Here is a 24,606-nt window from a genome sequence, read left to right as displayed (position 1 = left end):
CGATGAGCCGAGCCCGGCCGGCACCGCGAGGCCGACGGGAGCTGACGGGAGCTGTCCGCCGATCCCGAACAGCCCGCCCGGTCCCGTCAGCCCCGCCCGGTCCCGTCAGCCGCGGCCGGCGAGCACCTCGGCGGCGCCACGCATCAGGAACCCGGCGAGCTCATCCACATGCCGGTCACGCCAGCCCGCCAGTCGGGTGCCGCGGACGACGTCGTTGAACGCACCGAGCGCCGGCCCGCCACGGACCTGGAAGTTCAACGTCTCGGCGGGATCGCCGGCCCGGGCCCGACGCGTGCTCTCCGCGAGATACCAGCGCACGACCAGCACCATGCGCTGGCGGACGTCCTCACGGGCGCCGGCGAGCACGGCGGCCGACCAGCGGTCCGGATCGGCCGACAGCTCCCGCCACACGTCGTCCAGGTTGCGGCGGAACAGATCCTTCTCCAGCCGCTGGCGGTCCTCGGCGCACAGCGCCGCCAGTTCGCCATGCCGGCGATACAGCTCGTCGAGCCGGTCGGCACGCGCCGCGAACAGGCCGCCGCGCCGCAGCACCGGCACCCGGCCACCCAGCTCGAAGGAGTCGACGTCGGGAGCGGTGGTGAAGTCGGCGACTCCCGCACTCGCCAGGAGGTCCTTCACAAGGTCGCTGGTGTCCGCCTCGACCGTGCACTGGTTGACCGATCCGGTCAGGACGAACTCGGCGCCGAGCGCGAAGGCCGCGGCGACGGCCCGCGGGGAGCCCAGACCACCGGCGGCACCCACCCGTACCCGCCCGGCGGCCTGGTGCGCGTCCACCCCGCCACCCGCGGCGGCGCCCGCGCCGGCGCCTGCCCGGTCGCGCACCGCGCGAACAGCCGGCAGCAGCTCCAGCAGCCCCGGACCACCGCCTGCCCAGGGCTCGACGCACAGGTCGTCGGCCATCGGGAGGTCCGCGCCCAGCCGCACCTCCTCGGCGGTGAGCAGTCCGCGTGCCCGCAGGTCCGCGGCGACGGCAGGTGGGGGCGGGGCCAGGAAGCGGGTCGCCGCGTCCGGATGTGCCACCTTGACCAGCATCAGCCGCGCCGGGCGGGGACGTCCGTCCGGGCCGGGCCGCAGGCCGGCGAGGCGCAGCCGCACCAGCGCCGCCGTGGGCTCGGTGAAGCCGGCAACCTCCACATCCGGCACCTCGCCGCGCACCAGCAGGTCGGCGAGGTCCTCGTCGCGCCGAGGATGCCAGGGTGCCCGGGTGATGTTCGCCCCCCACGGCGCGTGCGCGGGCAGGGCCGCCCGCAGCCGTGCCAACTCGGCCGCGACCCGCTCCAGGGGAACGTCGGAGGTTCCGAGATAGCCGAGCAGCCCGGTGCCGGCCATCCGCAGCACGAGGCGGGCCGACCCGACGCCGGCCCCCATGCCCCCTGCCGCATAGGCGATCCGGGCCCGGTGCGCGCGGCACCAGGCCGCCGAGCCCGGAAACTCCGGATCGTGCGCCGCCGGGGCCGCCATGGCCACCGGGGCAGGTGGGAGCGCCTGGACCACCGGGCCGGGCTGAGCCCTCGGGCCGGGCTGGGCCACCGGAGCGGGCTGGGCCACCGGGGCCGCCGGCTCGCCGCGCGGGACCGGGTCGGAGCCGAGCCCGAAGGCCTCGTCGACCGTGGTGATCGTCCTGGTCTCGACGCCCAGGGCACGGAAGAACGAGGCCAACGCCGCGCGCGGGCCGACCTCGACGATGTGGCCGGCTGGTCCGGCCGCGGCGGCCAGCGTGCGCATGTCGTCCAGCCATCGCACCGGGCTCGTGATCTGGCGGGCGAGGTCGGCGGCGAACCGCCGGGGGTCGTGGAACTCGCCGGTCGCGTTGGAGACCACCGACGCCGCCCGCAGCGGATCGAGGTCGCCGGCCACCTCGGCCAGTCGCGCCGAGAACCGCTCCCCCGCCGGACGCATCAGCTGGGAGTGCGCCGGCACGCTGATCCGCAGCGGGATGAAGGTGAGGTCCGGGTGCGCGTCCGCGAGCACCGGGCGCAGGCCCGCCACCCGGCCGGCCAGCCCGCTGATCACCACCTGCTTCGGCGAGTTGTGGTTGGCGACCTCCACCCCGGCCGCCGTCACCAGGTCGAGCGCGCCCGACTCGGCGATGTCGTCGAGGATCAGCGCGGCCATCGCGCCCTGGTCCGCGGGCACCGCCTCCTGCATGGCGCCACCCCGGGCACGTACCAGCCGCACGGTGGGCGCGAACGGCAGCGCCCCGGCGGCCACCAGCGCGGTGAGCTCGCCGAGACTGTGTCCGCCGAAGAACCGCGGGGCCAGACCGAACTCGGCCGCCAGCACCCGGAAGACGGCGATCTCCATGGTGAGCAGGCAGGGCTGCGTGAACTCGGTGACATGCAGGCGCGGGTCGTCGGTGAAGCAGATCGCGCGGATGTCGATCCCGATGGCGTCCGAGGCCTCCTCGAACGCCGCCCGGGCGGCGGGAAACCGCTGGTGGAAGTCCTGGCCCATGCCCTGGCGCTGCGAGCCCTGCCCGGGAAAGACGACGACGTCCGCCCGCGACAGGGGTGGCCAGGTCTGGGCGGTCAACGCCCCTCCTCCGCCAGGGCGGGGCGACGGGCCGGGGCGGGATGATTCGGCGGCGGGATGTAGCCGACGTCCGCGCAGTGCTCCAGATAGCGGGTGACCAGGTCACCGATCGTGGGGCAGTTGATGCCCGCCGCACCCAGCAGGTTCCGGGTGTAGGTGGAGTCGGCGTAGGTGCTGCGGTCGTAGTGCTCGGGCCCCCAGGTCTCGACGCCGTACTTCACCATCTCGATCATCTGGCTGGCATAGGGTTCGGCGGTCCCGTTCGCGGAACCGATCGCGGTCCCGTTCGCGGAACCGTTCGCGGAACCGTTCGTGCTGGCACCCGGTCGGAAGAGCGCCTCGACGGCATGCCGGTGGTACTCGTCCACGCTCAGCGGCGCGATGTAGTACCCGTGCTCGCGGATCATCCGGTAGACCTCGCCCAGACTGCAGATGTCCGGGTTCGTCAGATGGTAGGTCTCGCGGTAGCTGGGCCGGCGCAGCGCCAGGTGCAGCAGGCCGGTGCTGACGTAGTCCACCGGCGAGATGTCCCAGTATGTCGACGCGTCCAGGTAGTAGCCGGTGTCGACGGCCGTCCTGATCAGGTCGTAGTAGACGCCCTTGACCGTCACCTCGCTGAACGGATAGCGCCCGGTGTCGCCGGTGCCCATGATGTTGCCCGGACGGAAGATGTTCCATACCAGGCCCCGCTCCGAGGCAGCCCGGATCAGTTTCTCCGCGTGGTACTTCGTCTCCTGGTACGGCAGATGGTCGTAGCCCTGGCCGAGTTCCAGGTCATCCTCGGTGAACGGCCGGTTCGCGTCGAGCTGCCAGTCGCCCAGCGCACTGAAGCTGGACACGTGGACGAGATAGCGGTGCCGGGTCCGCAGGCTGAAGTCGATGATCCGCTGGACACCGTCGACGTTCACCGCGCTCAGGGAGTCGTAGAAGGTGACCAGTGTGGTCCGCGCCGCCACGTGGATGGTGACGTCCACGTGCGCGGCGAGCTCGTCGAGGGCCGCCGCGCTCAGGCCAAGGTCGTCCTGGCTGACGTCCCCCAGGACGACCGAGACGCGCTGCGCGAACTCGTCGACCAGCAGCTGCTCCTGGTCGTAGACCTGCAGGAAGTACTGGACGCGCTCCCGCGCGGCCTGTTCGTCGCGGCCGCGCACCAGGCAGGTGATCCGCGCCGAGGTCTCGGTGAGCAGGTCGTACAGCAGCCGTCCGCCGAGCACCCCGGTGACCCCGGTGACGAAGACCGACTCGACGGGAAACGGCTCCGCCCGAACGACCTTCGCCGGGCTCAGCGCCGGTGCGGTGAGGATCCTGGTCATCTCGTCGGCAGCCGCCCCGCCCGCGTCGTTGCCCCCGATGTAGCCGCCGGCGACGACGTGGTCCACGAAGGAGCCGATGGTCGTGCACTCCTCGATCAGTGTTCCGGGTATGCGCACGCCGTAGTGCTTCATCACCCGGTTGAGCATCCGGACCACCACCACCGAGTCGAAGCCGTAGTCGAGGAAGTTCGTGTCCTCGGTGAGCTCGTCGACCGGATAGCGCGTCAGGTCCGCGAAGATCGCCTTGACCTGGACGACCAGGTCCTGCCGGACCTCGTCGTCGCCACGCCCGACGTTCGGCGTCGATGTAGGCGTCGGTGTCGGTGTCGGCGCCTCGGTCAGGGGCGGGACCGGGTTCCGCATCGGGCTCTGGGCCTGAGGCTGGGAGTGGGGCTGGGCCGGGATCCGGGCCGGAGCCGGGATCTGGCCCGGGGCCGCAGGCCGGGCCGGGGCTGAGGCCTGGCCCGGGGTTCCGGAGCGGCGGAACTCGTCGCCCTCGACCCAGTGCCGGTCGGCCGCGAACGGGTAGGTCGGCAGGCTGACGACGCGTCCTCGCAGCGGCGCCCAGACCTGCTCCCAGTCGATGGCCCAGCCCTGCGTCCACAGGTCGGCCAGCCGGTGGGTGTGCCCCGCCTCCCGCAGCGACCGCAGGTAGGCCCGGTCGGGCTCGCTGTCGCCGCCGTGGTCGACGTGCGCCGCGACGACTCCGGTACGCACCCGGCCGTCCGGCGTGCCGGCCAGGAAGGCCTCGATCGCCTCGGCCGCCTCCTGGTGCGTGCCCGCGACGATCGCCAGCCGGTGCTCGAAGGATTCCCGACCGACCATCAGTGTCCAGGCGATGTCGACGAGAGGAAGCCGCCGGCCCTCCGGGGAGCCGAGGAACGCGGCCAGCCTCGTCGCCTGTTCACGCAGCCGTTGCGGGTCTCGCGCGGACAGCAGCACCGGCGTCGGCCCCGTCCACGGCGAGCCGGTGGCGGCCGGGTGCTGGCCGCGCCCGAGGCCGTCGGGGCCGGTCACGGGATCGCCGAGGATGACATGCGCGTTGGAGCCGCCGGCCCCGAACGAGCTGACCGCGGCGAGGCGCGGCTGCCCGGTGGCGGCACGCGGCCACGGCCGTGCGTCCCGCGCCACGGTGAAGGGGCTGCCGGCGAAGTCGATGTGGGGATTCGGCGGGTCGGCGTGCAGCGTCGGCGCGATGGTCTCGTGGTGCAGCTGCAGCAGCGTCTTCGCCACCCCGGCCAGACCGGCGGCCGCCTCCAGGTGACCGATCGCGGACTTGACGGAGCCGATCGCGCAGTAGCCGCGGTCGTCGGTTCCGTCCCGGAAGGCCGCGGTCAGGGCGCTGACCTCGATCGGATCGCCGAGTGCCGTGCCGGTGCCGTGTGCCTCCACGTAGCTGAGCGCCCGCGGGTCGACGTCCGCCTTCGCCAGCGCGTCGCGGACGAGGGCCGCCTGGGCGACCGGGTTGGGCACGGTGAACCCGTTGGTCCGGCCGTCCTGGTTGACCGCCGTGGCGCGGATCACGCCGTAGACACGGTCCCCGTCCTCGCGGGCGTCGGCGAGCGGACGAAGCAGCAGTGCCACCACGCCCTCCCCGGGCACGTAGCCGTCTCCGCCGGCGCCGAAGGTGCGGCACCGGCCGTCGGTCGACGCCCATCGCCCGGACCCCAGCAGCAGGTACTTGCCCGGATGGATCGTGACGTTCACCCCGCCGGCCAGCGCGTAGGCGCTCTCGCCCCGGCGCAGGCTCTCGCACGCCAGGTGCAGCGCGGTGAGCGAGGACGAGCAGGCGGTATCGACGGCCATCGACGGCCCGTCGAATCCGCAGTGGTAGGAGACCCGGTTCGCCACCGCCCAGTACGGGGCGACGGGTGCTCCCGCGACCGCCTGGTACTCCCCGTAGGTGACGCCGACGAAGACGGCCGCGTCGCGCTGGCCGCGGCGGCGGGCCGCACGGCGGATCCGCTCGGGCGGGCTGCCGGCGTCCTCCATCGCGGCCCAGGCGACTTCGAGAAACAGCCGTTGCTGGGGATCCATCAGGTCGGCATCGCGGGGAGCGATGCCGAAGAACCTGGCGTCGAAGCGGTCGACGTCGTCGAGGAACCCGCCCCAGCGGGCGTAGGTCGCGCCAGGTTCATCCTGGTTGGTACTGAGATAACGGGAATGGTCCCAGCGCTGCGGTGGAACCTCGGTGATGCAGTCGCGCCCGGCCAGCAGGTTCGCCCAGAACGCCTGGTTGTCGGCGGCGCCGGGGTAACGCCCGGCCATGCCGACGACGGCGATGTCATCCGGCCGGTCCACCATCGCCGGCCGTGCGGGGTGCACCGCCACGGCCGACCCCACCGGCTCCGGGCGCCGCGCCACCGTCGCGACGGGCGTCGGCATGACCGGGGCCGCCATGGCGATCCCGGTCGGCACAGCGATCCCGGTCGGCACAGCGGCCCCGGTCTGCCCGGCACCCCCGGCCAGCACAGCGCTGCTGGTCGGCGCGGCGCCCGCTCGGGCGTCGGGGCCCGGCAGGTCCGGCTCCGGTGGGACGAACGCCGCGACGAGCTGGTCGGCGCGAGTGGTCGCGAGATGGGCGGCGAGGGCGCTGATGGTCTGGTGCTCGAAGAACAGGGTGGACGGCAGCGGTCCGAGCACCGCCTCCAGCCGGGACATCAGCCGCGCGATGAGAACCGACTCGATGCCGTAGTCCTGCAGGGGAGCCTTCGGCCGGATTCGATCGGCGGGAATGCGGGCCTCGGCTGCCAGCGTGTCGAGCAGGAAGCGCTCGGCGAGCGCGGTGAGGTCCCGCGGCGGCGCAGGCCCGCGGGTGGGCACCGGAACGTCGGCGCCCGCCACGACAGCGGCTGCGGGAGCAGGCGCAGGAGCGGATGCGGATGCGGATGCGGATGCGGGAAGAGGAACGGGAACGGTAGCGGTACGGTTCCACTCGCCGGACGCGACGGTGTCCACCAGCTGGCGCAGCGACGTCCGCACGGTGAGCACACCGGGCGGGAGATCCAGCCCCAGTGCCTCGCCGAGGCGGCCGGCGAGCCGGGCCCGGCCGGGGCCGTCGAACCCGAGATCCGTCGACGAGGCCTCCCGGTCGAGCTGGTCACCGGCAAGCCCCAGCTCGGTCCCGGCCAGATCCAGCACAACCGGCCAGACCAGCTCGGACGGCACCCCGCCCACCGGCACCGATGCCGCTGCCGGTACCGGCCCGGGTACCGGCTCCGCCGGCTGGGGCCGCAGGCCCGGTGCCGGATGGTTCGGGTCGTCGGCGGACGGGATCCAGCACCGTTCGCGGGCGAAGGCGTACCCCGGCAGGTGCGTCCGACGCGGCGGTGTTCCCTGGTACAGCCCGGCGAAGTCGTACTCGGCGCCGTCGGCCCAGGCCGCGGCGACGACAGCCGGATCAGCCCCCGAGGTCAGCCGCTCGGCCGGCGGTACCGGGCGGTCGGGGTCGACCCGGCCCCGCACACTGTCCGGGCCGGTGCTCCCACGCGCCGCCTGCTCGAGCTCCGCCCGCAGCCGGGCGACGGACCCGGCCCGGACGGCGAGGCGGTGCTCGTGCGAGGCCCGCCCGAGCTGGGTGGTCGCGGCCAGGTCCGCGAGGGCGACCGAGGGCGTTCCGTCCAGGAACCGCAGCAGCTGCCGAGCACCGTCCCGGAGGCTGTCCTCGGTTGCCGCCGAGAGCAGGACCAGGGCCGGGTCGGACGGCCGCGCGAACGGCGCGCGGGTCGGCGGCCGGGTCTCGCGATGCTCCTCCAGGACGACGTGGGCGTTCGTCCCGCTGAAGCCGAAGGAGCTGACGACCCCCCGGCGCGGCTGCGGCGCCTCCCACGGCAGCAGCTCCGTGTTGACGAAGAACGGCGTCGCCGAGAAGTCGATCAGCTCGTTGGCCTGGTCGAAATGCAGCGAGGGCGGAACACGCCGCTCGCTGAGCGCCAGCAGGACCTTGATCACTCCAGCCACACCGGCCGCGTGGGACGTGTGGCCGATGTTCGACTTGACGGATCCGATCGGCACCGTCGCGACACCTGGCCGGGGCTCGGAGGTGCCACCGAGCCGGCCGCCCCCGGCGGTCCTGAAGGCGGCGTTGAGCGCCTCGATCTCGATCGGGTCGCCGAGGCGGGTACCGGTGCCGTGCGTCTCGACGTAGCCGATGGTCGCCGGATCGATCCCGAACCGGCGGTACACCTCGACCAACAGCTCGGTCTGGGACCGCGCGCTCGGCGCGGTGATGCCGTTGGTGCGGCCGTCCTGGTTGACCCCCGTGCCCTTGATCACGCCGTGGATCGGATCGCCGTCGGCGAGCGCCCGGGCCAGCGGCTTGAGCACCATCACACCGACGCCCTCGCTCATCACGATGCCGTCGGCGGCGGTGTCGAACGGTCGGCAGCGGCCGGTCGGCGACAGCATGCCGATCGACGAGGTGAGCAGGTGGTGCTCGATCGTGGCGAAGACCGTCACCCCGCCGGCCAGGGCGAGCTCGCACTCACCGGCCGCCAGGCTCTGGCAGGCCTGGTGCAGGGCCACCAGCGAGGACGAACAGGCGGTGTCGACGCCGACGGTCGGGCCGGTGAGATCGAGGTGGTAGGCGACCCGGGCCGGCAGGATCGCCGGCGAGTTCCCGGTGAACACGTGGGGCGAGCCGAAGTAGCCGCGGTCGCGGATGAGCTGCAGGTAGTCGGACGGCGGAGCTCCGACGAACACCCCGGTCCGCGACCGGCGAAGCTGACGGGCGTCCAGGCCGGCGTCCTCGATCGCGTTCCAGCTCTCCTGCAGGAACACCCGCTGCTGCGGGTCCATGAGCTCGGCCTCGGCGGGGACGATCCCGAAGAACAGCGGGTCGAACCGGTCGACGTCGGCTATCTGGCCGCCCCAGCGCGAGTAGGTCCGGCCCGGCGCCGGCGGCCACGGCTGGAAATGGTCGGCGAGGTTCCAGCGGCCCGGTGGGATCTCGGTGATCGCGTCGTGGCCGGTGACCAGGTTCCGCCAGAACTCGCGGTAGTCGGCCGCGCCCGGGTACCGCGCCGACAGGCCGATCACCGCGATGTCGACGACGTCCGTGTCACCACCGCGGCCCGCCGCCACCGACGTGCCGGACGCCGCCACCGACGCGCGCGGGCGGGACGCCGTTGCCTGCGATGGCGCGGGAACCGCGGTGGTCGGGTGCGTTGGAACCGGCGGGGGCGCTGGAACCGGCAGGTGCGTTGGAACCGGCTGGATCGCCGGAACGGGCGGGGGCGCGGGACGAGCCGTGACGGGCTCGGCGGCCGCGGGCTCGGGACGTCCCCCCTGGGCGAGCGCGAACGCCGCCAGGGCACGCACCGACGGATGGTCGAAGATGACCGTGGCGTTGATGTCGACGGCCAGGCTGGAGTTGATCCGCTCGACGATCCGCACCGCGAGGATCGAGTCCACCCCGTACTCGGCGAACGACGCGGTCGGGCGCACCTCGGTCACCGGCACGCCGAGCTCGTCCGCGACGATCTCGGCGACCGCCCGCTCCACGGCGTCGGAGTCCGGCTGTGCCTGGACGTCCTGCGCCCCGCGCCCCGGCGACGGGGCCCGCCCGGTCACCTCGCCGGCCGGGATGACGAGAAGACGATGGCTGCTGGACGGATCGGCGGTGAGCCCCTCGCCGTAGGCACGGAGCTCGCCGAACCCGGTGCGCAGCGCGCTCGCCCGCCAGCCGTCGACGGAGAGCAGCGGCGAGTCGGGCAGCCGGTGCTGCGGGTCGCGGTACAGATGCCAGCCGTCCAACAGGCCGATGGTGCAGGCCATGATGTCGTGGTTCTCGACCGCCTCACCGAGAACGAGCAGGCCGTCGTCGGCGAGCAGCGCACGGACCCGGCGCATCGCCGCGTCGATGTCGGCGACCGCGTGCAGGGCTCCGACCGCCAGCACGACGTCGAAGCCACCGAGCTCGAAGCCCTGGGCGGCCGGGTCGTTCTCGATGTCCAGGACGCGGAACCGGGCGAAGGGGTGCTCAGCGCCGAAGGTTCGCCGGCCGTGCGCGACGAAGCTGCCACCGATGTCGGTGTAGTGGTACTCCAGCTCCACGCCGGCGGCGGCGAGCGGCGCCAGCGCGGCCAGCACCTGATGCGAGGTTCCGCCGGTGCCCGCGCCGATCTCCAGGATGCGTACGGGTCGACGGCCCCCGGAACCGGAACCGGCCGCTGGCCCGGCATCCGCCGTCCTGGCGCGGGCCGCCGCGGCGACGAACCGGGCCACCAGGGAGCTGTAGAAGTCGTAGACCCGGTTGCCGCGGTAGATCCCCGCCATCAGATCCATGCTGGCGCCGGGGAACAGCACCTCGGTGGCCGGCCGGACCCCGCGCAGGACGTCGGGGTAGGCGTCGAGGCAGACGTCGAGCAGCCGGAGGAACGGGGCTACCTGGGGATGGCGCGCCATCAGCTCGGCTCGCCGGAGGTCGACGTCGTCGGCCAGCCCGGCGGGATGAAGCAGACCGTCACGCTCGTACAGCAGGCCGTGCCGGCGCAGCACCCGCAGGCAGACGTCCAGGAACCGCTCGAACCGGTCCGTGACGCCGAGCAGCCGGCGCAGCTCAGGCGCGGTCGCGCCGTCGGCGGGCAGGCCCATGCCCCGCAGCCGACGGAGTACGGCGCCGGCCGCGTGGGCACCGAGCATCGGATAGGCCGCTTCCAGCTCCTCCGCCACGGGCACGAGGCCGGCCTCGAACGGCTCACAGGCGGCGTCGAGGAACGTCATCACCGCGGGTCTCCTCCTTTGCTCGGGCGCGTGCTCCGGCACGCTGTTCTCCGGGGTGCTGTTCTCCGGGGTGCTGTGCTCCGGGGCGCTGTGCTCCAGCACGGGCGAGTCAGGGGGTCCGGTGCGCGCATCGAGGTCGATCCAGAACCGAGAGGTCTCGAACGGGTAGCCGGGCAGCGCGCGGCGCCGACCCGGCCCGCCGTTGACCGCCGCCCAGTCGACGGCGCCCCCGCCGGCCCAGCGCCGCGCGACGTCCGTCAGGTTGCCGCGGCGGTAGCTGTCGGCGATCACGTCCGTCTCGCCGCCATCGGCGGTGGGCTCACCCGCCCGGCCGGTGAACACCTCGCCCCCATCGCCCGTGCCACCCGCACCATCCGCGCCCGCGAGGAAGGCGGACAGCCGCTCGGCCGCCTCGGCCGGCCCGGACGCGACAAGGGCCAGCCGGGCGGGCAGCGCGGGACGTCCGACCTGCAGGGTGCGGGCGAGATCAGCGAAGGGCACGGATCCCGCCGCCGCCACCTGCCGGAGATGATCGGCGATACGGGCGGCGTGCACCCGCAGCCGCTCCTCGGTGGCGGCGGAAAGCACGACGACCTCCGGGCCCGCCGGCCCGGCCACACCAGGCCCCGCCACATCAGATGCGGCCGCATCAGGCGCGGCGCCACCGGGCAGCACGGTCGGAGCACCGGGATCCGGTTGCTCCGGGTACTCCTCCAGCACGGCGTGCGCGTTCGTGCCACCGGCTCCGAAGGAGCTCACCCCGGCCCGGCGGGGCAGCTCGCCGTCCGCGTCACGAAGGCGCGGCCAGGCCAGCCGCTGTTGGGGGACCTCCAGCACCGTGCCGAGGTCCATGTCCGGGTTCGGCACGTCCGAGTGCAACGACGGCACGATCACGCCGTGCCGCAGCTGCAGGAGGGTCTTCGTCAGGGCCGCCATCCCGGCAGCGGGCTCAAGGTGGCCGATGTTCGACTTCACCGAGCCGAGAGCGCACGGTGCCGCCCGGGGACCGGCCGCGTCGAGCACCAGGCGCAGGCCGGCGACCTCGACCGGGTCACCCAGCGCGGTGCCGGTACCGTGCGCCTCGACGTACCCGGCGGTGGCCGGATCCACCTCGGCCCGCTCCCACGCCCGGCGGATGACGTCGGCCTGCGCGGCCGGCTGCGGCACGAGGTAGCCGGCGCCGGTGCCGCCGTGGCCGACCGCGGTTCCGCGGATGATCCCGTAGACGGTGTCGCGGTCCGCGAGCGCCGCGGACAGCGGACGCAGCAGCAGCGCGCCGACCCCCTCACCAGGCTGGTAGCCGTCGCCACCGGCGCCGAACGAGCGGCACCTGCCGTCCGAGGAGGGCAGGTTCATCCGGTCGAGCAGGGCGAACTTGTCCGGGTGCAGCACCAGGTTCACCCCGCCGACCAGGGCGGCGTCGCACTCCCCGAGCAGGAGTGCCTGGCAGGCCAGGTGCAGCGCGGCCAGCGAGGACGAGCAGGCCGTGTCGACCGTCAGGCTCGGCCCGGTGAGGCCGAGGGCGTAGGAGACACGGTTGGCGATGGACGACAGTCCCGAGGTGACCGTCTGGGGAGCGCCGCGCAGGGTCGCCTCGACGCCGCGCAGCCGGTAGTCCGTCCAGCTCGCGCCGACGAACACCCCGGTGGTACCGCTCGCGGCGGCGAGGTCGGCGGGCACGTGCCCGGCGTGCTCCACGGCGGCGTAGGCGGTCTGCAGGAACAGGCGTTCCTGCGGGTCCATGGCGGTCGCCGTGCTCGGGGGGATGCGGAAGAACCGCGGGTCGAAGGCCTCGGCGTCGGTGAGGAAGGCCCCGGCGCCGTGTGGTGACGATCCGGCCGTCGGGTAGTCGCCGACGCGCCATCGGGATGGTGGCACCGCACCGCTGGCATGGTGGCCGCGTTCGAGGTTGCGCCAGAACTCGTCCAGGTCAGCCGCGTCCGGGTAGCGGCCGCTCATTCCGACGACGGCGATCTCGAACCCGCCCGCGCGCGCCCGCCCGGGCCGCTCGGACGGGGCCTGCTGCCAGCCCGGCCCGGTCGGGCCGGGCTGACGGGGCTGGTTGGACTGGCTGCGCTGACTCGGCTGGCTGGGCCACCGCGGCGGCTGAGCACGCCACGCCCCGCCCTGATCGGACGGATCACGCCGGGGCGCCGTCCCGTTGCGCTCCGGTGCCCCGGCCAGGTGGGCGGAACCGCCCGGGGAGCCGAACGCGAGGCCTTCCACACTCGCGACGGGTGTCCCGGCCGTGTCGTAGAGGGTCAGCCGGGCCTGCCCACCACGGCCTCCGGCGGGACGGGCGTCGACGTACAGCGTGGTGAGGGCGTCCGGGCGGTCCGCCCCGGCCGCCACCCAGATCCGCACCCGGTCGATGCCGGCGAGCGGTGTCAGACCGGGCTGGACGCCGCCGCCAGCGGCGGTCGCAGCGGGCTCGCCGAACCCGGCAGAACCGGCGAACCCGGCGGAACCGGCGGAGGTGACCGCGATGGCCGCCTCCAGCAGGGCCGGATGCAGCAGGAACCCGTCCGAACGGCCCAGCGCGGCCGCGCCGAGCCGGACCTCGGCCAGCACCCGTTCACCGACCCGCGCACAGGCCCCGCCCGCCCGCATGAAGCCCTCGTAGTCGACGCCGGCGCCCGCGAGCCGGTCGTAGACCGTGTCGAGGGCGACGCTGTCGGCGCCGGCCAGCACCCGGCGGACCTCGTCGAGCGCCAGCGGCCCCGGCCGCGCGCCGGAATCGGCCGGGAGCACGGCGCAGACCACCCGCAGCGTCTCGGCTCCGCCCGGCACCGCACCGCCCGGCACCGCACCGCCTGGCGCGGCATCAGCCCGGCTCGTGATCCGCATCCGCTGCCCGCCGCCGTCCGGGCGGCAGCGCAGCAGCAGCCGGTGGTCCGCGTCATCCGTCCCGGACAGCGGTTCGGCGAACCGGACGTCCCGCAGCTCGACCTGCGCCGTCCGCCGCCCGCTGGCAAGCGCCGAGCGGTAGATCGCGTCCAGGTAGGCGGCGGCGGGCAGCGTCGGGACACCGTGGCGCCGATGGTCACGCAGCACCGGGTCGCCCGCCCGGAGCAGCGTCTGGACGTCGGCGATCCCCGGCGTCACGGCGGAGGGGCCCGCCACCGCGCCGGTATCCGTCCCGGCTGGCGCGTCCGTCCGGGCTGGTGCTTCTGGCATCACAGCGGCTCCAGCTGAAGTTGGGGCGACTCCCCCGCGACAGCGGGAGGATCGACGGTCGGAAGGTCCGCGATCAGGCGGCGGGCCAGTGCGTCGGCGGTGGGGCACTCGAAGACGAGCGTCGCGGGCAGCCGAAGCCCGGTGACGGCGGTGAGGTGGTTGCGCAGCTCCACCGCCATCAGGGAGGTGAGGCCCAGTTCCAGCAGCGGTGCGTCGGGGTCGACCGCGCCGCTGGAGTCATGTCCGAGAACGGTGGCGACCGCGCCGCGCACCAGGTCGGTCGCGGCGGCGAGGCGCTGCGCCGGCGAGAGCGTGGCAAGGCGCCCGAACCCGGCCGCGGCCGGTCCGCCGCCCACCCCCGCCGAGCCGTCGGTCCTGGCACCGCCCATGGGGCCCGCCCCGGTGTCGGACGGCACGCCCGACACCGGGCGGGGCGCCGCGCCGGACCGCGGGGAGGGCACGGTGTGGGAGGTCGGGCCGGGGCCGTCGCCCACCCGCGCGGGTACCGGCGTGACCGCGCTGGACGGCCGGCCCCGTAGCACCGCCGGCCGGCCGAGCGGGCCGGTGAGCGCCGTGTCGTCGAGGCGGATCGGCACCATCACGGCCCGGTCGACCCTCCGGGCCAGGTCGTACAGGGCCAGTCCTTCGTCCGTGCGCAGCGGTGCCGCCCCCAGGCGCCGCATCCGCCTCAGGTCGCTCTCGGCGAGGGCGCTCGCCATCCCGGCCGCCGCCCAGGGACCCCAGGCCAGGGACCGGGCCGGTCGGCCCGCGGCCCGGCGCCGCGCGGCCAGGGCGTCGAGGAACGCGTTGGCCGCGCCGTAGGCCGCCTGACCGGGGCTGCCGATGGTCGCCGCCGCCGACGAGAACAGGGTGAACTCGGCCAGCTCGACGCCGCGGGTCAGCTCGTCGAGGTGGACGGCCGCGTCGGCCTTGACCGCCAGCACCCTGCGCAGCTGGTCGGCGGTGAGGCCGGTGAGCAGCGCGTCGTCCACGACTCCGGCGGCGTGCACGACGCCGGTGAGCGGGTGCGCCGGGTCGACGGTGGCGAGCGCGGCCGCGAGCTGCTGGCGGTCCGTGACATCACAGCCGACCAGCCGTGCCGTGGCGCCCAGGCCGGCCAGCTCGGCCCGCAGGGCCTCGACGCCTGGCGCGCGGTCCGCCCGCCGGCTGACCAGCAGCAGATGCCGGACCCCGTGGCGGATGACCAGGTGCCGTGCCAGCGCGGCCCCGAGCGCACCGGTACCCCCGGTGATCAGGACCGTGCCCTGGGGGGCCAGCGCCGGCGCCGGGCCCGCCTCGGTACCGGGGACGGGCGCCAGCCGAGGTGCCAGCATCCGGCCCGCACGGACCGCGAGCTGCGGCTCGTCCGAGGCCAGGGCATCCGGCAGCAGCGCCCGGCTGGCCGGCTCGCCATCGAGATCGACGAGGACGAACCGGTCGGGATGCTCCAGCTGGACGGCGCGCAGGAAACCCCAGATCACGGCCTGGGCGGGGTCGGGAGGATCATCGCCGGCGGCGACGGCGCACGCCCGTGAGGTCACGATCGCCAGCCGGGACCCCTCGTGCCGCTCGTCGTCCAACCACCGGCGGGCCCTGTCCCACGCCCAGCCGGCGAGCCGATGGCCCGCCGCCCGCAGCAGTTCCGGATCGTCGGCGAACGTGCCCGTGTCGGGGGCGAACGCCACGGCGGGCGCCACCACCGCGCCCGGCGTGGGCGCCCCGCCGACGGGATCCCAGTCGAGTGCGTGCAGCGGACCGGCCGCGCCGCGCAGGGCGTCCGGGTTGATCGCCCGGACCGTCAGGGACGTCACGAGCGCGGCCGGGCGCCCGGCGCTGTCGGCCAGCTCCATGCGGATGCCGTCGGCGCCGGCCGCGGTAAGCCGGGCCCGCAGGAACGGCACACCGACGGTTCGCACCCGCACGCCGGCCACCGCGAACAGGACCGGGACCGCGTCGCCCGACGCTCCGCCGGCGGAACCGCCGCCGGCGCCATCACCGGCACCGAACGCCTCGAGCTGGACATGGCCCGAGGAGTCCAGCAGAGCCGGGTGGATGTCGTAGCGGTCCGCCGTCGGGCCGTGCTCGTCGGGCAGCCGTACCTCGGTGAACCACTCGTCGCCGCGCTGCCAGGCCGCGCGCATGCTGCGGAAGGCCGGGCCGAAGGTGTACCCGCGCTCACGCAGCCGGCCGTACAGCTGGTCCGCGTCGACGGGCCTGGCCCCCGGCGGCGGCCAGGACGCCTCCCCGGAGGCCTCCCCGTCGTCTCGCCCGGCCGGCCAGCCGTCCACGCCCGCCGCGGAGGCCAGGACGCCGACCGCGTTGGGTGTCCAGATCTCGGCCTCGGCGCCCGCCGGGTCGGGGCGGGTGTGCACCCGCACCCCGCGCCGGCCGTGGGCGTCCGGCGGATCGATCCAGACCTGGACCCGCACCGCCTGGACGTCCCCGAGCACCACCGGGTTCTGGAAGGTCAGCTCCTCGACCCCGCCGGCGCCGACCTCCCGGCCGGCCCGCAGTACCAGCTCGACGAACGCGAGTCCGGGCACCACGATGGTGCCCCGCACGGCGTGGTCAGCCAGCCACGGATGCTCGGCCAGCGAGTACCGGCCGGTGAACAGCCAGCCGCCGGACGCGCCGATGAGGGTCGCGGTCTCGAGCACGGGATGGTCGAGCCGCCGCGCGCCGCCGGCATCCGACCCCACGGTCACGGCACTCTCCCGCCCACCGGCGTGCCGCCCGCGAGGGCCGGGCCGACCACCGGCGGGCAGCCAGTGACGCTGGCGCTGGAACGGGTAGGTGGGCAGCTCCACCGGCCGCCGCCCGGCAGCCGGGACGTCGCTCAGCTCGACCGGTACCCCGTGCACATGCAGCGCGGCGAGGGTCGCCGCCAGCGCCCGAGGCTCGGGCCAGGGCGGGCGCAGCGCCGAGAGGCGCAACGGTGCCGCGGCACCGAGCGGCCCGTCGCCGCGGCCCGGCGCACCGGTGCTGCCGCCGGGATCACTCCCGAGGGCATCCAGACACGAGTCGACCATCGAGGTGAGAATGCCGTCCGGCCCCAGCTCGACATAGGCGGTGACACCGCGCTCGGCGAGCCATCGGACGCCGTCACCGAAACGGACCGCCGCCCGGGCGTGCCGCGCCCAGTACTCGGGCGGCGGAACAGCCTCCAGCGGGGCGCCGGTCACCCCCGAGACGATCGGCACCCGCGGCGGGGACCAGGTGCATTCCGCGGCGACGCGGGTGAACGCGGTGAGCATCCCGTCCATGTGCGGGGAGTGGAAGGCGTGGCTGACCGCGAGCCGGCGGGTTCGGCGCCCGCGGGCCGCCCATCCGGCCACGATCTCGCCGACGGCGTCCGCGTCACCCGAGACCACGACGGCCGACGGCCCGTTCACCGCGGCGAGGGCCACCTGCGACTCCCGGCCCGCCAGCTCCAGGCCGATCTCGTCCTCCGACGCCTCGATCGCGGCCATCGCGCCCGTCGCCGGCAGCGCCTGCATGAGCCGTCCCCGCGCCGCGACCAGGCGGGCCGCGTCCGGCAGCGACAGCATTCCGGCCACATGGGCGGCCGTCAGCTCGCCGACGGAGTGGCCGATGAGGTGGCGGGGCCGCACGCCGCGGGACGTCATCAGGTCGTGCAGCGCCACCTCCAGCGCGAACAGCGCCGGCTGCGCGTACTCGGTGCGCTCCAGCGCGGCAGCCGCGGCCGAACCCGGCGCCGCGAGCAGGACGTCGTGCAGGGGATGGTCCAGGTGCGGGGCGAAGGCCGCACAGACCCGGTCCAGCGCCTGGGCGAAGACGGGCTCGGTGGCGTACAGGCCACCGCCCGCGCCGGCACGCTGGCTGCCCTGGCCGGTGAACAGGAAGGCGACCACCGGCTCGGTGCGGGCGACTCCGGCCGCACCGACCGCCGGTGGTCCGCCGGCCGCCACGGCGGCGAGCCCGGCCAGCAGCCGCTCGTGGTTCTCGGCCACCACGGCGGCCCGGTGGGACAGCTGGGCGCGGCCCGCCGCCAGGGTGTGCGCCACGTCGGCGAGCGCCGGGCCGTCGACCCGGTCGGCCAGGTGCGCACCCAGCCTCTCGGCCTGGGCACGGAGCGCGGCGGCTCCCCGGCCGGACAGCGGGACGACCACCGGCCGGCCCGGTCCGGCCGGCGCCTGTTCCGGGAGCGGCGGCGCCTGTTCCGGGGGCGAGGGCGCGTCTTCCGCGATCGCCGGGGCCTGTTCGAGGATGACGTGGGCGTTCGTGCCGCTGATCCCGAACGCGGAGACACCCGCGCGGCGGGGCCGGTCGTGGGCCGGCCAGGGCACCGGGCCCGTGAGCAGCCGCACGTCGCCGGCCGACCAGTCGACGTGGGGGGTCTCGGCATCCACGTGCCGGGTCGCCGGCAGCACGTCCCGCCCCAGCGAGAGCACCATTTTGATCACCCCGGCCACACCGGCCGCGGCCTGGGTGTGCCCGATGTTCGACTTGAGCGTTCCCAGCCACAGCGGATGCCCGGGCGGTCGGCCCTGGCCGTAGGTGGCCAGCAGGGCGTGCGCCTCGATCGGGTCCCCGAGGGTGGTGGCGGTCCCGTGTGCCTCGACCACGTCCACATCGGCCGGGCCGAGCCGGGCGTCGTCCAGTGCGGCTCGGATCACCGCCTCCTGCGACGGTCCGTGCGGCGCGGTCAGGCCGTTGCTGGCGCCGTCCTGGTTGACCGCCGAGCCGCGGATGACCGCGAGCACCGGATGCCCATGCGCCACCGCGTCGGACAGCCGTTCGAGCAGCACCATGCCGACGCCCTCACCCCAGCCGGTGCCGTCCGCGGAGGCGGCGAACGCGTGACAGCGCCCGTCGGAGGACAGCCCGCCCTGCCGGGCGAACTCGACGAACGGGGTCGGCGTGGCCATGACGGTCGCCCCGCCGGCCAGCGCCAGCGTGCACTCGGCGCGGCGCAGCGACTGACAGGCCAGATGCAGTGCGACCAGCGAGGACGAACACGCGGTGTCGATCGTCATCGCCGGGCCGGAAAGGCCCAGGCAGTAGGCCACCCGCCCGGCGGCGACCGCCGGTGAGCCGCTGGTCAGCCGATATCCCTGGTACTCCTCGGCGGCGTCGGCCAGCCGCTCGCCGTAGTCCTGGGAGACCAGTCCGACGAACACGCCGGTGGGGGTTCCGCGCAGCGAGGACGGATCGACACCGGCACGTTCGACCGCCTCCCACGACGTCTCCAGCAGAAGGCGCTGCTGGGGGTCGATGGTCGCGGCCTCGCGCGGGCTGATCCCGAAGAAGGCCGCGTCGAAGTCGCCCGCCCCCGCGAGGAAGCCGCCCACCACGGCATCCGCGTCCGGCCGGAGCGCCCGGAGCTCCGCCAGCGCCGAGTCCCAGCCACGGTCGGCCGGCACCTCCGTCATCGGGTCCCGACCCGACGTGATCAGCTCCCACAGGGCGTCCGGGGTTTCCACCTCGCCCGGGAAGCGGCACCCCATGGCCACGATGGCGATCGGCTCATCCCCGGCGTCCCCGCCGTCCCCGCCGCGACCGGGCGGGACGTCCACCGATGACCCGGTCGCGCCGCCCACGGACGGGCCGCCGGACACGGACGGGCCGCCGGACACGAGCGCGGTCAGGTGCGCCGCGAGTGCTCGTGGCGTGGGGTGATCGAAGACGAGCGTCGTCGGCAGGCGCAGCCCGGTCGCCGCCGCCAGCCGGTTGCGGATCTCCACGGCGGTCAGCGAGTCGACGCCTGTCTCCCGCAGCGCTCTCGCCGCCGGCACGGCCTCCGTGCCGCGATGCCCGAGCACGTCGGCCACCAGGGCACGGACGAGATCGAGGACCTCCGGCTCCCGCTCACCGACCGGCAGGGCCGCCAGCCGCGCTGCCAGCGCGCCGGCACCGGCGCCCGTGCCGCCGCCGTCCCGGCCACTGACGCCGTGCCCGCTGACGCCACCGCCGTGACCGTTGGCGATGTGGAGGACATCCTGCTCGCCGGTCGCCAGCTCGGCCTCGATCGCGGCCAGCAGGGTGCTCTGCCGGGTGGCGGTGAAGCCGGCGGTGAAGGCGCTCCAGTCGATGTCGGCGACGACGAGGTCCGGGCGCGTGTCGTTCAGGGCCGCGTCCAGCGCCAGCAGGGCCCGCGCCGGGTCCATCGCGACCATGCCGTGCCGGCGCAGCCAGCGGCCCGTCTCGCCGCCGCCCATGCCCTCCTCGTCCCACAGCCCCCAGGCGACGGAGGTGGCGGGCAGCCCGCGGGCCCGGCGATTCGCGGCGAGCGCGTCAAGGCCCGCGTTCGCCGCCGCGTAGGCGGCCTGGCCCCCGGACCCCCACACGCCGGCACCCGAGGAGAACAGGACGAACTCCGTCACGCCGCTGTCGGATCCGAACAGGTCGTCCAGTGCCACCGCGCCGCCCAGCTTGGCCGCGCCGGCGTGCGCCAGGTCGTGCGGTCCCAGCTGCCCGACCTCGGTGGCCGCCGCCGCACCGGCGGTGTGGTAGACCGCGTCGACGGGTCCGGCCTGTTCCAGCAGGCGGGTGACCGCGGCGCGGTCCCGCAGGTCCACGGCCACGACACGCGCCTCGGCGCCCAGCCCCCGCAGCCGCTCGACCAGGTCGCCTGTGCCGGCCGCCGCCGTTCCGGCCCGGCTGGCCAGCACCAGGCGCCGCACCCCGCGCCGGGCCAGGTGCTCGGCGACCCGGCGGCCGAGCGCACCGGTGCCGCCGGTGACGAGGGCGCATTCCGGCGGCGGGCCCGGGCGCCACCCGCCCCGTGCCGGGTGGCGCACCAGGCGACGCACCAGCACGCCGGACGGACGCAGCGCCACCTGGTCCTCGTACCGCCCGCCGGCACCGTCGGCGTCGCCGTCGGCACCATCGCCGGCACGAACAGCGGCGGCGGCCGCCAGGACGGCGCGCAGCTGGGCCGCGGTGCGCTCGTCCGGCACCTCGGGCAGGTCGACCAGGCCACCCCAGCGGCGCGGCTGCTCAAGGGCCACCACACGTCCGAAGCCCCAGATCGTCGCCTGGGCCGGGTCCGCGGGACGGTCCAGGCGCCCGGTGGTGACCGCTCCCCGGGTCAGGCACCACAGCGGTGCCGCCCAGCCCAGCTCGCCGAGCGCCCGGACGAGCGACGACGTGGCGCCGAGACCGTCGGGCACCCCGTTGACCGGCACCGGCGCCGGGTCGGCCGCCAGCAGTGACACGACCCCGACCGGCGCGGCGGCGCAGGCCGCCCCCAGCGCCCTGACCAGGTCACGCTGGTCGGCGGATCGGATTGCCACCGGCAGCCTCACCACCTCGGCGCCCGCGCCGGCCAGCGCGCGTTCGCACCAGCCGGCCAGCGAGCCGCCGTCCGCACCGTCGCCGCCGTCCGCACCGTCGCCGCCGTCCGCACCGTCGCCGCCGTCCGCACTGTCCAGGCCAGCCACGCCGGTCGTGTCGGCCGTGTCGGTCACCAGCAGCCAGGTTCCGCCGCCCGTCCGACGGCCCGCGCGAAGCGGGGCGGTGGGCGGCGGGGCGGTGGGCGGCGGGGCGGTGGGAACGGTGTGCGATTCCCAGACGACGCGGTAGCGCCAGCCGTCGACGACGGCGCGATCGTCGGCGCGCCGCCGCCAGCCGGCGATCGCGGCAAGCGTCTCCGCGAGCCGCTGCGACCCGGCCTCGTCGACCGCACCGGCACCGCCGGGCAGCTCGAGCGCGCCCGGTTCCTCCTCGCCGAGCAGCGCGGCGAAGGCCTCGGCGTCGCCGGACTCGACCACCGACCAGAACACGTCGTCCCGCCGGGACCGAGGTGCCCGCGACGGCCCGGCCGGGTCGGGAACCGTCCGGCGCGCCTGCGGCGCAGGCCAGTAGCGGCGGTGTTGGAAGGCGTAGGTCGGCAGCTCGACCGGCGGCTCGGCACCCGCGGGGACGAACGGCGGCCAGCTCACCGGGACGCCGCTGACATGCGCCTCGGCCAGGGAGCGCGCCAGGCGATGCGGCCCGCCGTCGTCCCGCCACAGGGTGGCCAGCACCACCTGGTCCTGGTAGCCCTCGGCCTCGCCCGTCGCCGCGAGCCCGGCGGTGAGCACCGGATGCGGGCTCACCTCGACGAACACGTCGTGGCCGTCGGTAAGCAGCCGCCTGGTCGCGCCGTGCAGGTCGACCAGGCCGCGCAGGTTGCGGAACCAGTACCCGGCGTCCAGCTCCGTCCCGTCGCACGGCTGGCCCGTGACCGTGGAGTAGACGGGGATCTCGCCGGACCGCGGGCGAAGCCCCGCCAGGTCGGTGAGCAGCCGCGCGCGGATCCGCTCGACCTGCGGCGAATGCGAGGCGTAGTCCACGGGTAGCAGGCGGTTGCGGACGTCCCGCCCGTCGCAGGCGGCGGCCAGCCGTGCGAGCGCCTCGGACCCGCCCGACACGACGGTCGCCACGGGCCCGTTGACGGCCGCCACCGCCAGCTCGTCCGCCCAGGGCGCGAGGAGGCGTTCGACATCCTCGCGCGGCGCGGCGATAGAGAGCATGCCGCCCCGCCCGGACAGTGCCGACAACGCGCGGGCCCGGCACGCCACCACCCGCGCCGCGTCCTCCAGGCTGAGGACCCCCGCGACACAGGCGGCGGCGATCTCGCCCTGGCTGTGGCCGACGACGGCGTCCGGTGTGACCCCGTGGGCCCGCCACACCTCGGCGAGGGCGACCATGACCGCGAACAGGGCGGGCTGGACGACGTCCACCCGGTTCAGGTCGGGCGCCTGCGGCCGGCCACGCAGGACGTCGAGCAGCTCCCATCCGGTGTGCGGCGCGAGAGCGGCGGCGCACTGCTCGATCCGCCGGGTGAACGGTTTCGAGACGCCGAGCAGCCCGCCGGCCATGCCGGCCCACTGCGTCCCCTGCCCGGGGAAGACGAACACCGTGCCGGCCCGGGACGTCACCACACCCGCCGCCCCGCCGGAGCCGGCCGGGCTGGTCGCCCCCGTACCCGTTCCCGTCCCCGTCGCCGGCCCCGCCGGGCCCGTCACGAGGCCGGGTGCGGGGTGACCCGCGGCGAGCGCGTCGAGGCCCTCGCGGAGCTCGGTCGCGTCCCGGCCGAGCACGACCGCGCGATGCTCCAGCGAAGCGCGGCTGACGGCCAGTGCGTGCGCGATCGCGCCCGGGCTGGCCGACGCCCCCGCACCGGTGTCCAGGTGGTCGGCGAGCCGGGCGGCCTGGTCACGCAGGGCCGCCGGCGAGCGTGCCGACAGCAGCCAGGGAACGACCCCGGGAGCGGGCGTGCCGCCGGGCACGGCTGCGTCGCCGGGCACGGCTGCGTCGCCGGGCACGGCTGCGTCGCCGGGCACGGCTGCGTCGCCGGGCACGGCTGCGTCGCCGGGCACGGCTGCGTCGCCGGGCACGGCTGCGTCGCCGGGCACGGGTGCGTCGCCGGTGATCACCGGCTCGGACTCGGGCGCCTGTTCCAGAATCAGGTGGGCGTTGGTGCCGCTGATCCCGAACGAGGACACTCCGGCCCGCCTCGGCTGGTCGGGGCGCCGCGGCCAGGGCGTGCTGTCCGTGAGCAGGGCCAGCGGACCGCCGGCCCAGTCGATGTGCGGGCTCGGCGGGTCGGCGTGCAGGGTCGGCGCCAACACCCCCGACCGCATCGACATGATCATCTTTATGACACCGGCGACCCCCGCGGCCGCCTGCGCGTGCCCGATGTTCGACTTGAGTGAGCCGAGCCAGAGCGGCTGGCTGGCCGGCCGGTCCCGGCCGTAGGCGGCCAGCAGCGCCTGTGCCTCGATCGGATCGCCGAGCGCCGTGCCGGTTCCGTGCGCCTCGACGGCGTCGACGTCACCGGGGCTCAGCCCGGCGTCCGCCAGGGCCTGGCGGATCACCCGTTCCTGGGCCGGGGCGCTCGGCGCGGTCAGGCCGTTGCTCGCGCCGTCCTGGTTTACCGCGCTGCCCCGGATGAGCGCCAGCACCTGATGGTTGTTGCGGCGTGCGTCCGACAGCCGCTCCAGCACCAGGACGCCGACACCCTCACCGAGACCGAACCCGTCGGCCGCGGCGCCGAACGCGCGGCAGCGGCCGTCGGGCGACAGTGCCTGCTGCCGGCTGAACTCCACGAACGAGGTCGGGGTCGCCATCACCAGCGCCCCACCGGCCAGCATCAGGTCGCTCTCACCGCGCCGCAGTGACTGGCAGGCCAGGTGCAAAGCCACCAGCGAGGACGAGCACGCCGTGTCCACGGTGATCGCCGGCCCCTCGAGACCGAGGGTGTAGGCGACCCGGCCGGAGGCGACGCTCAGCGTGCTGCCGGTGAGCACGTATCCCGCCAGCTCGCCGCCGGCTCCGGCGTCGGTGACCCGGCTGTCGAAGCCCTGGTGGATGACGCCGAGAACGACCCCGGTGGACGTGCCGCGCAGCGAGGTCGGGTCCGTTCCGGCACGTTCCACCGCCTCCCACACGGTCTCCAGCACCAGCCGCTGCTGGGGATCCATGGCGGCCGCCTCACGCGGGCTGATGCCGAAGAACTCCGCGTCGAAGTCGGCGACTCCGTCGAGGAATCCACCCGTCTCCGGACAGCTCCCGCCCGGCTGCGCGGAACCGAGCCGAGCCAGGTCCCAGCCGCGGTCGGCGGGGATCTCGGAGACGACGTCGCGCCCCTGCGCCGCGATCCGCCACAGGTCCTGCGGGGAACGGACGCCGCCGGGGTAGCGGCAGCCGATTCCGACCACGGCGACCGGCTCCCGCAGGCCGGACTCGGCCCGCTCCAGCCGGGCGCGGGTGTTGTGCAGCTCCGTCGTCACCCGACGGAGGTAGTCCAGCAGTCGTGTGCGCTCCTGCGTTTCCATACCGGGGCCTCACCGCACTGTGCTCGACGGATTCGAAGGTCTCGAGGGCGTGCGAC

General features: G+C 75.3%; 3 protein-coding genes. All 3 read right to left on the bottom strand.

Annotated features, from left to right (window positions below; translation table 11 throughout):
• Nucleotides 1-105: 105 nt before the first annotated feature.
• From ACG83_RS38720 to ACG83_RS38710, 3 genes are read right to left on the bottom strand one after another with little or no spacing between them, the layout of a single operon-like run.
• Nucleotides 106-2,553 (bottom strand): acyltransferase domain-containing protein, encoded by a 2,448-nt coding sequence (locus tag ACG83_RS38720; protein WP_054571233.1) that lies wholly within the window; start codon nt 2,551-2,553, stop codon nt 106-108.
• Nucleotides 2,550-13,766: a beta-ketoacyl synthase N-terminal-like domain-containing protein gene (locus ACG83_RS38715; protein ID WP_083473925.1), complete on the bottom strand. Its 11,217-nt coding sequence runs from the start codon at nt 13,764-13,766 to the stop codon at nt 2,550-2,552. Before ACG83_RS38715 ends, ACG83_RS38720 begins: the two co-directional genes overlap by 4 nt.
• Nucleotides 13,766-24,550 (bottom strand): type I polyketide synthase, encoded by a 10,785-nt coding sequence (locus tag ACG83_RS38710; protein WP_054571231.1) that lies wholly within the window; start codon nt 24,548-24,550, stop codon nt 13,766-13,768. Before ACG83_RS38710 ends, ACG83_RS38715 begins: the two co-directional genes overlap by 1 nt.
• Between the last annotated feature and the right edge of the window lie 56 nt (nt 24,551-24,606).

The organism is Frankia sp. R43, assembly GCF_001306465.1.
In the GTDB taxonomy this organism is placed as follows: Bacteria; Actinomycetota; Actinomycetes; order Frankiales; family Frankiaceae; genus Parafrankia; species Parafrankia irregularis.
The sequence above is the reverse complement of the archived record's forward strand: the minus strand, read 5'-3'. Positions and strand labels throughout refer to the sequence as shown.